The organism is Enterobacter cloacae complex sp. IR5384 (genome assembly GCF_049237265.1).
Lineage (GTDB): Bacteria > Pseudomonadota > Gammaproteobacteria > Enterobacterales > Enterobacteriaceae > Enterobacter > Enterobacter cloacae.
In genome coordinates this window covers 107,914-121,683 of the sequence record NZ_JBMKHJ010000007.1, presented here as the reverse complement: position 1 = coordinate 121,683, position 13,770 = coordinate 107,914, and the positions used below count along the sequence as shown (strand labels likewise).

At 59.1% G+C, this 13,770-nt stretch carries 14 protein-coding genes; 7 read left to right on the top strand and 7 right to left on the bottom strand.

The features are described 5' to 3' along the window. The first annotated feature begins 211 nt into the window (after positions 1-211). Positions 212-484 carry a YnjH family protein gene (locus tag ACOTX3_RS08825; protein ID WP_013097042.1) on the top strand — a complete coding sequence of 91 codons (273 nt, stop codon included), beginning with the start codon at positions 212-214 and terminating at the stop codon, positions 482-484. On the opposite strand, the gene ACOTX3_RS08820 is transcribed toward ACOTX3_RS08825, so the two are convergent. Beyond that, a complete protein-coding gene (locus tag ACOTX3_RS08820; protein WP_045295809.1) occupies positions 444-860 on the bottom strand; it encodes a pyrimidine (deoxy)nucleoside triphosphate diphosphatase in 417 nt (138 codons plus the stop codon). The genes ACOTX3_RS08825 and ACOTX3_RS08820 overlap by 41 nt on opposite strands. A 75-nt stretch (positions 861-935) precedes the next feature. Here ACOTX3_RS08820 and ACOTX3_RS08815 point away from each other — a divergent pair, with 75 nt between their 5' ends. Then, entirely contained in the window at positions 936-1,505 is a 570-nt protein-coding gene (locus ACOTX3_RS08815) for a carboxymuconolactone decarboxylase family protein (RefSeq protein WP_057071569.1), read from the top strand. After that, positions 1,498-2,115 (top strand): CDP-alcohol phosphatidyltransferase family protein, encoded by a 618-nt coding sequence (locus ACOTX3_RS08810; RefSeq protein ID WP_038419143.1) that lies wholly within the window; start codon positions 1,498-1,500, stop codon positions 2,113-2,115. The genes ACOTX3_RS08815 and ACOTX3_RS08810 overlap by 8 nt, the downstream gene beginning before the upstream one ends. On the opposite strand, the gene ACOTX3_RS08805 is transcribed toward ACOTX3_RS08810, so the two are convergent. From ACOTX3_RS08805 to xthA, 6 genes are all read right to left on the bottom strand, one after another. Beyond that, positions 2,112-3,419, bottom strand: coding sequence for a sulfurtransferase (locus tag ACOTX3_RS08805; protein WP_023620721.1), 1,308 nt, complete (start codon positions 3,417-3,419; stop codon positions 2,112-2,114). The two genes, ACOTX3_RS08810 and ACOTX3_RS08805, sit on opposite strands and share 4 nt — an antisense overlap. A 73-nt stretch (positions 3,420-3,492) precedes the next feature. Next, positions 3,493-4,113, bottom strand: a complete 621-nt coding sequence (locus ACOTX3_RS08800) for an ATP-binding cassette domain-containing protein (protein WP_058679132.1) — start codon at positions 4,111-4,113, stop codon at positions 3,493-3,495. Next, on the bottom strand, positions 4,113-5,642 hold the full coding sequence (locus ACOTX3_RS08795; RefSeq protein WP_058679131.1) for a hypothetical protein: 1,530 nt from the start codon (positions 5,640-5,642) through the stop codon (positions 4,113-4,115). Before ACOTX3_RS08795 ends, ACOTX3_RS08800 begins: the two co-directional genes overlap by 1 nt. Continuing rightward, on the bottom strand, positions 5,615-6,775 hold the full coding sequence (locus ACOTX3_RS08790; protein ID WP_371867675.1) for an ABC transporter substrate-binding protein: 1,161 nt from the start codon (positions 6,773-6,775) through the stop codon (positions 5,615-5,617). The genes ACOTX3_RS08795 and ACOTX3_RS08790 overlap by 28 nt, the downstream gene beginning before the upstream one ends. A 15-nt stretch (positions 6,776-6,790) precedes the next feature. Continuing rightward, entirely contained in the window at positions 6,791-7,474 is a 684-nt protein-coding gene (locus tag ACOTX3_RS08785; RefSeq protein WP_058679129.1) for a TVP38/TMEM64 family protein, read from the bottom strand. 6 nt (positions 7,475-7,480) lie between these two features. Next, complete coding sequence (gene xthA / locus ACOTX3_RS08780; RefSeq protein WP_058679128.1) at positions 7,481-8,287, bottom strand: exodeoxyribonuclease III; 807 nt, start codon at positions 8,285-8,287, stop codon at positions 7,481-7,483. Positions 8,288-8,720: 433 nt separating this feature from the next. On the opposite strand from xthA, the gene astC reads away from it, so the two are divergent. From astC to astB, 4 genes are read left to right on the top strand one after another with little or no spacing between them, the layout of a single operon-like run. Next, the gene (astC, locus tag ACOTX3_RS08775) at positions 8,721-9,941 is read left to right on the top strand and encodes a succinylornithine/acetylornithine transaminase (protein ID WP_029882003.1); all 1,221 of its coding nucleotides are present in this window, start codon (positions 8,721-8,723) and stop codon (positions 9,939-9,941) included. After that, positions 9,938-10,972, top strand: a complete 1,035-nt coding sequence (astA, locus tag ACOTX3_RS08770; RefSeq protein ID WP_058679127.1) for an arginine N-succinyltransferase — start codon at positions 9,938-9,940, stop codon at positions 10,970-10,972. Before astC ends, astA begins: the two co-directional genes overlap by 4 nt. Then, positions 10,969-12,456, top strand: a complete 1,488-nt coding sequence (astD, locus tag ACOTX3_RS08765; protein ID WP_013097030.1) for a succinylglutamate-semialdehyde dehydrogenase — start codon at positions 10,969-10,971, stop codon at positions 12,454-12,456. Before astA ends, astD begins: the two co-directional genes overlap by 4 nt. Further along, the gene (astB, locus tag ACOTX3_RS08760) at positions 12,443-13,768 is read left to right on the top strand and encodes an N-succinylarginine dihydrolase (RefSeq protein ID WP_058679126.1); all 1,326 of its coding nucleotides are present in this window, start codon (positions 12,443-12,445) and stop codon (positions 13,766-13,768) included. The genes astD and astB overlap by 14 nt, the downstream gene beginning before the upstream one ends. Positions 13,769-13,770 lie beyond the last annotated feature (2 nt).

The following is a 13,770-nucleotide window of genomic DNA, read 5'->3' as shown; positions in this document are numbered from 1 at the left end:
ATGATAATTTCCGTATGTGTCTTATACGATTTGTGTTGTTTTTTTGACTATACCACCCGTACCGCTTTGCGAAGCAAGCAGAAATTTATGTCGAAAGGGAAATTAATGACCAGTGCGGCGTCATAACCAAAAGCGATGACGAGATAAATTAAAGGTTCCGCGATGATTAACCGTTATAGTCATTATCAGGACACAACAGGAAGAGAAGTCTATGAACCGTTACGTGATGACCGCGTTATGTTTGATGCTGAGCGCTGGCGCGCAGGCTGACCGCATTCGCCCGGATGTGGAAGTGAACGTACCGCCGGAGGTCTTTAGCTCCAGCGGCCAGAGAGCGCAGCCCTGTAACCAGTGCTGCATCTATCAGGATCAGAACTACTCAGAAGGGGCGGTGGTGAAAGCGGACGGCATCCTGCTGCAGTGCCAGCGCGATGAACGCACCATCAGTACGAATCCACTGGTCTGGCGTCGCGTAAAAGAATAAAGGCTTCCAGCAGCGGAATATCCGCCGGGGCTAAGGGGTAGTCAAACGCCTCTTCAGGCGTACACCACACCAGGGCGCTGTGGTAGTGCGCCGTTAGCTCACCACTGAAGTGGGGCACGTGCCAGGCGTGTAAATGGATTAACCGCTGTGACACTTCCCGCTGGTGGCTTGCCACGTAGTACGACGGTCGCGCGTGGATCCCTAACTCCTCCTGCAGCTCGCGGATCAGCGCTTCGGGCTGCGTTTCTCCGGCTTCCACCTTTCCACCGGCAAACTCCCACAGGCCCGGCTGATCGGCATGCATGGGGCGCTGCGCCAGTAAAATTTTATTGTCTTTTTCGATGATTGCCGCAACGACATCGAGTGTTTTCAGCATGGTCGTCAATACTTGATAGCGAAAAACACCATATTATCGTGCCCTTTCCAGGAGTCCAGTCATCAGGAGAATCACGTGAAAGAGACATCCACCTGGGTTGCCCCGGTTGAATCCCTTCCCGCCAGCCTCAAACCTATTGCCGCCATGCAGAAAAAACACTTTGGCGCAGTGCTTAACCCCACGCGCTGGTGGGGACGTATGCCGCGCCTGTTCTGGCTGGTGGCGCTGTTTGTCGGGTTTCTGGAGCGACGCAACGCCCGCCTGACGCCGGTGCTGCGCTCGCTGCTGATGACGCGGGTATCCCAGCTCTGTCACTGTGCATTTTGTATTGATGCCAATAGCCTGCGTCTTGCCGAACGCGCGGGCGCGTTGGATAAAGTGCAGGCCGTGAGTCAGTGGCGTGACGCCGCGCTTTTCAATGAGCAGGAGCGCGCGGCGCTGGCCTACGCGGAGGCCGTCACCGCCACGCCGCCGCAGGTGGATGAGGCGCTCAAAAGCGAGCTCAAACGCCTTTTTACCGATGAGACGATTAGCGAAATGACGGCGCTGATTGCGTTTCAAAACCTTTCGGCCCGCTTTAATGCCGCCCTTGATATCCCGGCGCAGGGACTGTGCGACACGTTTAAAGGAAAGCCGCATGCTTGATCGACATCTTCATCCCCGGGTAAAGCCCGCCCTTAACCGGCTGGCCTCCTGGCTGGATAAACCCGGCATCACGCCCGATGGCTTAACGTTAACCGGATTTGCCGCAGGCGTGCTGACGCTACCGTTTCTGGCGCTTGGCTGGTATCCGGCGGCCCTGGTCGCCATTGTGGTTAATCGCCTGCTGGATGGCCTGGACGGCGCGCTGGCACGCCGCAGAGGGCTGACGGATGCGGGCGGGTTTCTGGATATCGCGCTCGATTTTCTGTTCTACGCGCTGGTGCCGTTTGGTTTTGCCCTCGCGGCTCCCGCTGAGAATGCGCTGGCCGCGGCCTGGCTACTGTTCGCCTTTATCGGAACCGGCAGCAGTTTTCTGGCTTTTGCCGCTCTGGCGGCGAAACACAATATCGATAACCCCGGCTATGCGCACAAGTCGTTTTACTATATCGGCGGATTAACGGAAGGGACGGAAACCATCGTGCTGTTTGTGTTGTGCTGCCTGTTTCCGGCGCACTTCACGCTTCTCGCGTGGGTATTTGGCGCGTTGTGCTGGCTGACCACCACAACGCGCATCTGGAGCGGGTATCTGACGCTGCGTTCACTCACGCCCTAGCGCGAACTGTCGGGTCCGCGTTCGCCAGACGACACCGGGTTTTGCGGGTGGCTGCTCCATTCGTACCAGCCACCGTCATAGACGGAGATGTTTTTCCAGCCCATCGCCCGGGCATACATAAAGCCCTCAGAGGCTCGCCAGCCGGTACCGCAATAAAAGGCCACGTGCTGTTCCGGCAGGATGTTCCAGCTTTTCCACATGGCGGCGATGTCATCGGCGCTGCGCATGGTGCCGTCCGGGTTATGGAAATCTTCCATATGGGTGGCATCGCTTCCGGCATGACCCCAGCGGGCACCGGCAATTTCACCTTTGGGTTTGATATAGCTGTAGCCGCTGGTTTCGCCAGTAAACTCCGGCCACGAGCGAATGCTGACCAGCGACGCATCCTGGCGATGCAGCATCCCGCGCGCCTGCGCCATATCGATCATCAGCTGTGGCTGACCGGGGATCGGCGCGCCGAAATCGGGAGCGGGTTTGACATCAGCAGGCATCCCTCTTTCCACCGGCAGATTGGCCTCTGACCACGCTTTCCAGCCACCATCAAGGATACGCACGTCCTTCACGCCCGCATAGAGCATAATTTGTGCCACGCGGGCGGCGGCATAGACATCGCGACCATACAGAATGACGGTGGTATCGTGACGGATCCCGTGTTTTGCCAGCATCGCTTTCAGTTTGTCGTCAGAAACCTTATTCCACAGCGGCTCGCTTTCCACTTCGTTGGTATCAATATAATCCGCGCCGGGAATGTGGTTCAGCAGATAGAACTTCGGTGCTCCCCAGGCGGCTTCAATCACTTTCCAGTCACCGGCCGGGGCGGCTGCCACCGGTTTACCCTGCGAAAGCTGGTAAATCCACTCCGGGTAAACGAGCTGTTCAAAGTGCGGCAGGCGCTGCAGACGCTCAGGGGACTGCAGGGCATCGCTGAGAACGGAAACCCGGGGATAACCGGCTTTCTTCAGGCGGGCGCTCACCGCCTGGTTGTCAGCGTCACTGCCGTAGAGGGCGATAGTCGTTGTGGGGGTAAGCTGATGCTGTTTTGCCCAGCGGCCAATCTGGTCGTCGCTCATCGCGCTCAGCCAGGTGGCAGAGAGGTTAAGCGCAGCGGGCTCGTGCCCGGAGGGGGCGCTCAGCGTTTGCGGCCAGCCGTTATAAAACGCACTGGCACGGGTATCGATCGCCGCGCCGTGCTCTTCCTGGAGCTGAGCCAGTGTGAGCGAATGGGGCATATCAGCGGCCATGCAAGAGAGTGAGGCGAGGCCGCAAAGCAGGGCCAGCGCGGTCAGTTGAGAAACACGTTTCATCGAATAACCTGACGTCAGTAAAAGAGGGGGGCATTGTCGTCTCTCCTGAAAGGTAAAACATTGCGTTAGCACATTATTGCCAGCGAGAAATCTCAATCACCTCGCCACCCGGCAAAATATCTTCATCGTCATGCGTGACCAGCACCACCGGGATATTGCGTGCGCGCAGGGCATCAAACACCCATGTCCGAAAGGACGACCGCAGTGATTTATCAAGGCGGCTAAACGGTTCGTCCAGCAACAACGCCTGCGGCTCGGCAAGCAGAGCCCGCAGCAGGCTCACCCTGGCACGCTCCCCGCCGGACAGCGTGGCCGGATCGCTGGCATAGTGGCGATTTAGCCCGGCTGAATCCAGGGCCTGTTGCACCCTTTCCCGGCGTGCGCGTCCGGTTATTCGCGCCGGTAACGCCAGCAGCAGATTTTGCCCGACGCTGTACTGGTCAAACAGCAGTGCGTCCTGAAAGAGAATACCGATCCCGCGTTGCTCGACAGGCAGCCCGTCACAGCGGCGATCGTCAAGCCACAGCTCGCCCTGCGCCTGAAAGTCGTCAGACAGTGCCCCAACCATCCATGAGAACAGGGTCGATTTCCCGCTGCCGGACGGCCCCATCAGGGTGACGATTTCACCGCGAGGGACATAAAAGTTAACCTCACGGAACAGCGGCGCAATGGTGAGATTGTTGACCTTCAGCATTAACGTAATCCTCGTCGATAATGGCCTGCGAGCCGGGATAACAGTGCGGCAACGCCGAAGACGGCCCCTGTCACCAACAGAAGCCACAGCGCCCGGTTAGCCAGAATCGGGATGCTGCCGCCGCTGCTGAGCGCCACGGTTTCGGTGGTAAGGGTGCTGAAACGCCCCGCGCCGAGCCAGAGTGTTGGCATGTATTGCGCCATGCTGACCGAAAATCCGGTTGCAAACGCCAGCAGCGCGGGGCGCAACAGCAGGGGACATTTGATCAGGCAGAAGACTTTTGTCCGCCGCCAGCCAAGCGTTCTGGCCGTGAGGAGAAGCCGCGGATCGATGCGCCGCCAGGCGGGTTGCAGTATCAGCAGCATCCACGGCAACACCCACAGCAGATGACTCCAGAGCACGGCGGCGTACTGCCCGTCGATACCCAGCCATAACGCCACCCTGTATTGCCCGGAAACCAACGGCAGCGCAGGAAGGGCGAGAGGGAGCCAGACCCACAGCGCACCACGCCGCGGCCCCCATTCCAGCCAGAGCAGTATCGTGATCAGGCCTATCAGGCTGGCAAGCAGGCCGAACGATAAACTGGCACGCACGGCGCTAACATCATCCCACTGGGCCAGAATCAGCAGCACTCCGGCGCAAAGCATGCCGCATGCGGGGAGGATTCCGCTGAGCATTCGGGCGGGCGGCGCGAGGGGTAACGTCCGTCGCACCCCTGTCTGCGCGGGCAGCGTGCGACGCCACGCTTTCCAGATACCGAACCCCAGCGCCGAAAGCACGGCCAACAGCGCGAGCATCAGCAGGCAGAGCAGCATGCCTTTCGTTTGCTGCTGCACGTCGCCCTGGGTCAGCCACTGCCAGGCCAGTACCGCCAGGGTAGGCGGATTCCCCGGCCCCAGGATAATGGCGACATCCACAACAGAGAGGGACCAGGCGAGAACCGCCAGCATTGTGGCACCCAGCGCCGGCGCGATCTCCGGGATCACCAGCCAGCACAGTCGCTGGAACCGCCCGTATCCCAGGGTTTGCAACACGACATTCTGGCGGGCCAGTATGGTTTCAGGTAACACCGCGTATATCGCCCACAGCACGAAGGCGCTCTCCTTGACGGCGAGAGTTAGCCCCAGCCCAATCCCGTAGCGATCCAACATCGGGGAGCAGCGTGTACAGAGCTGATAAAACAGACCGCCTTCGGCAAAAGTCAGCAACACGCTGGTGGCGAAAGCAACGTGGGGAACGGCCAGCAGCCACGGCAAACGGGTGCACAGACGACGCCAGCGCTCACCGGGCCAGAGCGTGGTGACGAAAATCAGGGCGATAAACAGGGCGCCGAGAGTGGCAATCAGCGTGGATACCAGGGTGGCGGCGAGCGCCTGCGGGATCTGCGGGTCGTCAAACAGGCGTTGCCAGTTTCCTGCCGACAGCGCCGGCGTCAACAGCATGGCGGCGGCGGGAACAAGCGGCAGATACACTGCCGCCATCGCCAGCCAGATGAGTGCGCTCAGCGGGTGCCGTAACGACGCAGCCATTCCTGCTCCAGCGCGTTAACCCAGGCTGCGTGTGGCTCCGCAAGCATCCGCGGAAGCCCTTGTGGCGTGTGGGCCTGAAGCTGTTTTGCTTCATCTGCGGGCAGCGTGTTCGCCTGCAGTACGCTCGGATCGCCCCAGATAGCCGGGTCGGCTTTGCGGATCTGCGCCTGAGGTGAGAGCAGGAAATTGGCAACCACCCTGGCCCCCGCACTGGCGCTGGCGTTCGCCGGGATGGCAGCAAAATGAACGTTACCGATCATCCCGTTATGAAAACCAAAGCTGTAGCTGTCGGCAGGCAGTTCACCGCTGGCCACTTTTTGCAGCGCATGTGCCGGGTTAAAGGTCAGCGACAGGCTCAGACTGCCGCGGGCGAGCAGGGTATCCATCCGCGCAGGTGAAGGCGGGAAATCTTTTCCTTCTCGCCACAGCAGCGGGTGGAGTTTGTCGAGGTAGTCCCAGAGCGGCGCGGTAACCTGTGCAAAGGTGTCATCGGGCGCGCGTTTCAGCGCATCGGGCCGGGAGGTGAGCGTGAGAAGCAACTGTTCCAGAAACGCGGTGCCGGTAAAATCAGGCGGACGAGGATAGCTGATTTTACCCGGATGCTGCTGCGCCCAGGCCAGTAATGCCTGCGGGTCTGATGGCGGAGTCGGCATGCTCGCTTTGCGGGCGATAAAGGTAAGCTGCGCGCCACCCCACGGAGATTCTGCGCCCTCGGTTGGCAGGGCGAAATCTTCCGTGACCGGTTTGCCCGTGTCGACATAGCGCCAGTTAGGCAGCGTCTGTGCCCATCCGGTTTGCAACAGGTTAGCCTCTTTCAGCGTGCGGAAATTCTCACCGTTAACCCACAAAAGATCCACCGAGCCATGGGTCTTACGCCCGGCGGCAGCTTCTGTCTGGATCCGTTTTACCGCATCCGCCGCATCGGCCAGGTGGACAATGTTGAGGTTGATCGCGTAGTGCATTTTCATCTCGCCGCTGACCCAGTCGAGGTAGCGGTTAACCGCCTGATCGCCTCCCCAGGCGTTAAACCAGACGGTCTGGCCTTTGGCCTGTTGTTGGATAACGTGCCAGCTGTCGGCGGCACACAGAGGAGTGGTCAGCAGCAGACCGGTCAGAAACGCGCAAAAACGCACACGGCGCATAATGCCTCACTTTTTAAACGAAGAGGGGAGTCGGGAAAACAGCCATCGGCTCATCAGCGGTAATAATCCCAGTAGTGTAAAGGCTAACAGCATACCCGGCGACAGAATATCGCGCAGCGAGGTGATTTTTCCCAGCTCGCGGCCGGCGTTGAGGAAGATAACCGTTGCGGGCAGCATGGCGAGCTGGCTGACCCACCAGTACCGACGCACCCCAATGCGGGTCAGCCCCATCAGCAGATTGACCAGAAAAAACGGGAACAACGGCATCATGCGCAGGGCGAATAGATACCCTGCGCCGTCACGCGCCATCCCGGCGTTCACCGTTTTCATCTGTTGGGCAAACCGTCGCTGAACCCAGTCGCGCAGCAGATAACGGCTGGCGAGCATCGCGAGCGTGGCGCCGAGCGTGGAGGCAAACGACACCAGCAGCGTCCCCTTCCACAGCGTAAACAGCGCGCCGCCCAGCAGGGTCAGTATCGCGGCACCGGGGATAGAGAGGGCGGAAACCACCACATAGAGCGCAAAAAAGATCAGCGCACTTTGCTGCGGGGCGTGTTCGACGCAAGCGAGCAAGGTTTGCTGATGCGTTTTGACGGTTTCAAGAGAGAGCGTGCCCGGAGGAAGAGTGAGCCACGTCAGCATAAAGGCGCCCAGCAGGGCGCACAGTACGAAAATTTTTCGAATGTTCACACGGGGTTACAGCTTGAATTTCGCCCACACCGGCGCGTGGTCCGACGGTTTTTCCATGCTGCGGATATCGTAGTCGATCCCGGTTTCAATGCAGCGCTCCGCCAGCGGGGAGGTTGCCAGCAGCAGGTCTATGCGCAGCCCGCGGTTGTCATCAAAGCCTTTTGAGCGGTAATCGAACCATGAGAAGCGATCCTGGGTGTCTGGGTTAGCCGTGCGGAAGGTATCCACCAGACCCCAGCTCAGCAGACGATCCATCCACTCCCGCTCTTCCGGCAGGAATGAACATTTGCCGGTGCGCAACCAGCGTTTGCGGTTCTCTTCACCAATGCCGATATCCAGATCGGTCGGGCTAATATTCATGTCGCCCATGATCAGCACCGGATTCTCTTTTTTCAGTTCGGTGGTCAGGTAATCCTGCAGATCCTGATAAAACTTCGCTTTCGCCGGGAATTTGGTCTCATGGTCACGGCTCTCCCCCTGCGGGAAATAGCCGTTGATCACGGTGATATTGCCGAGCGCTGAAGGAATTTCCGCCATGATGATACGGCGCTGCGCTTCTTCGCCATCACCCGGGAAGCCGCGGCGGACGGAAACCGGCGTCTCTTTGGTCAGCAGGGCAACGCCGTAATGCCCTTTCTGTCCGTGATAAAAGACGTTGTAACCCAGTTTCACCACCTCTTCGAGGGGGAACATATCGTCGTGAACTTTTGTCTCCTGCAGGCCGATCACATCAGGCTGATGTTGTTCAACAATCGCTTCAAGCTGGTGAGGGCGGGCACGCAGGCCGTTGATATTAAAAGAGACAAATTTCATAGTCGCTGCCAGTGCAAGGTGAATAGTGCATGGATGGTAGCAGAATTTGCGTCGTCTGTTACGGGGATTGACCAATAACTGCGACAGATAATGCCAACGGTGCAATATTTGCACCATTCTGACGCGCTTCGCCCTTAAAAGGGGCGTAAATGGCCAATAAATTTCGCGAGCGATCACAATTCCAGAATTATATTTGGCCTCTGCATACTCTTTCTGATTTTCATGCGGCAAAGCGCCGCTTGTCGTAAAAATATTCACTTTTTATGCACTAACAGTGAATAACCCCATATTGTAACTTATTGATATTCTGTTACCTCCCCCCGTTTATGCATTTTTATCGCTGGCTGGCACGAAGGCTGCAATCTACATTCACAGTGCAAACACTCAATTATTTAACATTCAAATAACCTTTTATTTACCGGATGAGGTCGCTATGTCTCTGTCAATTACGCGTGAAAATTTCGATGAATGGATGATGCCGGTTTACGCTCCGGCGGCTTTTATTCCGGTTCGTGGGGAAGGCTCGCGCCTGTGGGATCAGCAGGGTAAAGAGTATATCGACTTTGCGGGCGGGATTGCGGTTAACGCGCTGGGCCATGCACACCCGGCGCTGCGCCAGGCGTTAAACGACCAGGCGGCGAAGTTCTGGCACACCGGGAACGGCTATACCAACGAACCGGCGCTGCGTCTGGCGAAAAAACTGATCGACGCGACGTTTGCGGAGAAAGTCTTTTTCTGCAACTCGGGCGCGGAGGCAAACGAAGCGGCGCTGAAGCTGGCACGCAAATATGCGCACGATAAATTCGGTGTGCACAAGAGCGGGATTGTGGCCTTTAAGAACGCGTTCCATGGCCGCACGCTCTTTACCGTCAGCGCAGGGGGGCAGCCGTCCTACTCTCAGGACTTTGCGCCGCTGCCGCCGGATATCCGCCACGGGGTGTATAACGATCTGCAGTCAGCCCGCGAGCTGATCGACGACACCACCTGCGCGGTGATCGTCGAGCCAATGCAGGGGGAAGGCGGTGTGCTGCCCGCACAGAAAGCGTTCCTGCAAGGGCTGCGGGAACTGTGCGATCGTCATAACGCGGTACTGATTTTCGATGAAGTGCAGACCGGCGTAGGCCGTACCGGTGAGCTGTATGCGTATATGCACTACGGCGTAACGCCGGACGTTCTCTCAACGGCGAAGGCGCTGGGCGGCGGCTTCCCGATTGGCGCGATGCTAACCACCGATAAATTCGCCAGCGTAATGGTCGTGGGCACGCATGGCACCACCTATGGCGGTAACCCGCTGGCAACGGCCGTGGCCGGACAGGTTCTGGATATCATCAATACCCCGGAAGTGTTGAAGGGGGTTAAACAGCGTCACGACTGGTTTGTGGAGCGTCTGAACGCCATTAACAGCAAGACCGGTCTGTTTAAAGAGATTCGCGGCCTGGGGCTGTTAATTGGCTGCGAACTGACGCCGGAGTTTGCCGGAAAAGCTAAACTTATTTCACAGGAAGCGGCGAAACAGGGCGTGATGGTGCTGATTGCCGGTGCCAACGTGGTGCGTTTTGCCCCTGCGCTGATTGTCAGCGAGGAAGAGGTGAGCACCGGTTTAGACCGTTTTGCGCTGGCCTGTGAACGTGTGAAATCCGGGGTGTCATCATGATGGTCATCCGTCCCGTTGAGCGCGGCGATCTCGCCGGGCTCATGCAGCTTGCCGGTAAGACGGGGGGCGGGCTGACCTCGCTTCCTGCCGATGAAAAAACGCTGTCGGCGCGTATTGAGCGCGCCCTGCAAACCTGGCAGGGGACGTTGCCAAAAAGCGAACAGGGCTATGTGTTCGTGCTGGAAGATACCGACACGGGGACCGTAGCCGGGATCTGCGCCATCGAAGTGGCCGTTGGTCTTAATGACCCGTGGTACAACTACCGCGTGGGCACCATGGTTCATGCCTCGAAAGAGCTGAACGTCTATAACGCGCTGCCGACGCTGTTTCTCTGTAATGACCACACCGGTGCCAGCGAGCTTTGCACGCTGTTCCTTGACCCGGCGTGGCGTAAAGAGGGCAACGGGTATCTGCTCTCCAAATCGCGCTTTATGTTTATGGCCGCTTTCCGCGATCGTTTTAACGAAAAGGTGGTGGCTGAAATGCGCGGTGTGATCGACGATAAAGGTTATTCGCCGTTCTGGGAGAGCCTGGGCGAGCGTTTCTTCTCGATGGAGTTCAGCCGGGCAGACTATCTGTGCGGCACCGGGCAGAAAGCGTTTATCGCTGAGCTGATGCCGAAACACCCTATCTATACCCATTTCTTAACCCCGGAAGCGCAGGCGGTGATTGGCGAAGTCCATCCGCAAACTGCGCCTGCCCGCGCGGTGCTGGAGAAAGAAGGCTTCCGCTACCGTAACTATGTCGACATCTTTGACGGCGGGCCGACGCTGGAGTGCGACATCGACCGCGTGCGCGCGATCCGTAAAAGCCGACTGGTTGACGTCTCTGAAGGTCAGTCCGCGCCGGGTGACTGGCCGGCGTGCCTGGTGGCGAACGAAAATTACACCAACTTCCGCGCCATGCTGGTGCGTACCAACCCGAAATGTGAACGTCTGGTGCTGACGGCTGCAGAACTGGATGCCCTGAAATGTAATGCCGGCGATACGGTTCGCCTGGTGCGACTCTGCCCTGAGGAGAAAACAGCATGACTTTATGGATCAACGGAGACTGGGTAACGGGCGAAGGCGAACAGCGAGTGAAGACCAATCCGGTCGGCAACGAGGTGCTCTGGAAAGGTAATGATGCCAGCGCCGGGCAGGTTGAACAGGCCTGCCACGCCGCGCGCCGCGCGTTTCCGGCGTGGGCGAAACAGCCGTTCACCGTGCGCCAGGGGATTGTCGAAAAGTTTGCCTCTCTGCTGGAAGCGAATAAAACCGAGTTGACCCGCACGATCGCCCTGGAGACCAGCAAGCCACGCTGGGAAGCGGCGACTGAAGTGACGGCGATGATCAACAAAATCGCCATCTCGGTAAAGGCGTACCATACCCGCACCGGCGAGCAGCATACCGAAATGGCTGACGGCGCGGCCACGCTGCGCCATCGCCCCCATGGCGTACTGGCGGTGTTTGGCCCCTACAACTTCCCGGGGCATCTGCCAAACGGGCATATTGTGCCCGCACTGCTGGCGGGAAATAGCGTCATTTTCAAACCGAGTGAATTAACGCCGCTGACCGGTGAGGTGGTGGTGAAGCTCTGGGAGCAGGCGGGTTTGCCGCCGGGCGTGCTGAACCTGGTCCAGGGCGGGCGTGAAACCGGCCAGGCGCTGAGCGCGTTAAGTGATATTGATGGCCTGCTGTTTACCGGCAGCGCCGGGACGGGCTATCAGCTGCATCGCCAGCTGGCCGGGCAGCCGGAAAAAATTCTGGCGCTGGAGATGGGGGGGAACAACCCGCTCATTGTTGAAGATCCTGATGATATTGATGCGGCAGTCCACCTGACCATCCAGTCGGCCTTTATTACTGCCGGCCAGCGCTGCACCTGTGCGCGTCGTCTGCTGGTGAAGCGCGGGGCGCAGGGCGATGCGTTCCTCAGGCGTCTGGTTGAGGTGAGCGCGCGTCTGGTGCCTGCGACGTGGGATGCCGACCCGCAGCCGTTTATCGGCGGGCTCATCTCCGAACAGGCGGCGCTGAACGTTCTGAAAGCCTGGCAGGACCATGTCTCACGCGGCGCGAAAACCTTGCTGGAGCCGAAGCAGGTTCAGCCGGGCACGTCGCTGCTGACGCCGGGCATTGTTGAGATGAGCGGCGCGAGCAACGTGCCGGATGAAGAGGTCTTTGGGCCGCTGCTGTGCGTCTGGCGCTATGACGATTTTGACAGTGCCATTGCGATGGCCAACAACACCCGCTACGGCCTGTCGAGCGGTCTGATTTCACCGCAGCGCGAGAAGTTTGATCAGCTGCTGCTCGAAGCGCGCGCCGGGATTGTTAACTGGAACAAACCGCTGACCGGTGCCGCGAGTACCGCCCCGTTTGGCGGCGTAGGGGCTTCCGGGAACCATCGCGCCAGCGCGTGGTATGCCGCAGATTACTGCGCGTGGCCGATGGCGAGCCTGGAAACACCTGCGCTGACGCTGCCGGAAACGCTGAGTCCTGGTCTGGATTTTAGTCAGGGAGATCGCCATGAAAGCGCGTGAAGTCAATTTTGACGGCCTGGTGGGACTGACGCACCACTATGCCGGGCTCTCCTTTGGTAATGAAGCCTCGACGAAACACCGTTTTCAGGTCTCCAACCCGAAACTGGCGGCAAAGCAGGGGCTGCTGAAAATGAAGGCGCTATCGGACGCGGGTTTTCCGCAGGCGGTGATCCCGCCGCAGGAGCGTCCAAACGTGGCGGTGTTACGTCAGCTTGGTTTTAGCGGCACTGATGAACAGGTGGTGGAGAAAGCGGGAACGCAGACGCCACACCTGCTCTCGGCGGCGAGTTCTGCCTCCTCAATGTGGGTGGCCAATGCGGCGACCGTTGCGCCCTCTGCCGATACGCTGGATGGCAAGGTCCATTTGACGGTGGCGAACCTGAACAACAAATTCCACCGCGCCACCGAAGCGGAGACCACGGAGCGCGTGCTGCGCGCCATTTTCCATAATGACGCCCATTTTGCTGTCCATCCGGCTCTGCCGCAGGTGGCGATGTTTGGTGATGAAGGTGCTGCCAACCATAACCGTCTGGGCGGCGATTACGGCGAACCGGGGTTACAGCTGTTTATTTACGGGCGGGAAGAGGGTGGCCACTCTGCGCCAACCCGCTACCCGGCCCGACAGACGCTGGCGGCAAGCCAGGCCGTGGCGCGTCTGAATCAGGTCAATCCGTCGCAGGTGATTTTTGCCCAGCAGAACCCGCATGTGATCGACCAGGGCGTGTTCCATAACGACGTGATTGCCGTCTCTAACCGCCAGGTTCTGTTCTGCCACGAGCAGGCGTTCGCCCATCAGGAGAAACTCCTCGCCACGCTGCATGAACGCGTGCCCGAGTTTACGCCGATTCAGGTGCCGACGCAGGCGGTGAGCGTGCAGGATGCGGTTGAGACCTACCTCTTTAACAGCCAGCTGTTGAGCCGGGACGATGGCAGCATGATGCTGGTGCTGCCGCAGGAGTCCAGCGATCACCCGGGCGTGTGGCGTTATCTGACTGAACTGGTGAAAGCCGATAACCCGATTGCGGAACTGCGCGTCTTTGATCTGCGCGAGAGCATGGCAAACGGGGGCGGTCCGGCCTGTTTACGCCTGCGCGTGGTCCTGACGCCTGCCGAAATGCAGGCCGTTAACCCGGCAGTGATGATGAATGAGACGCTGTTTAACACCCTCAACGACTGGGTGGACCGCTACTATCGCGACCGGTTAACGCAGGCCGATCTGGTTGACCCGCAGCTGCTGCGCGAAGGCCGCGAGGCGCTGGACGCGTTAACCTCACTCCTGCAGCTGGGTTCGGTTTACCCGTTCCAGCGCTAAAG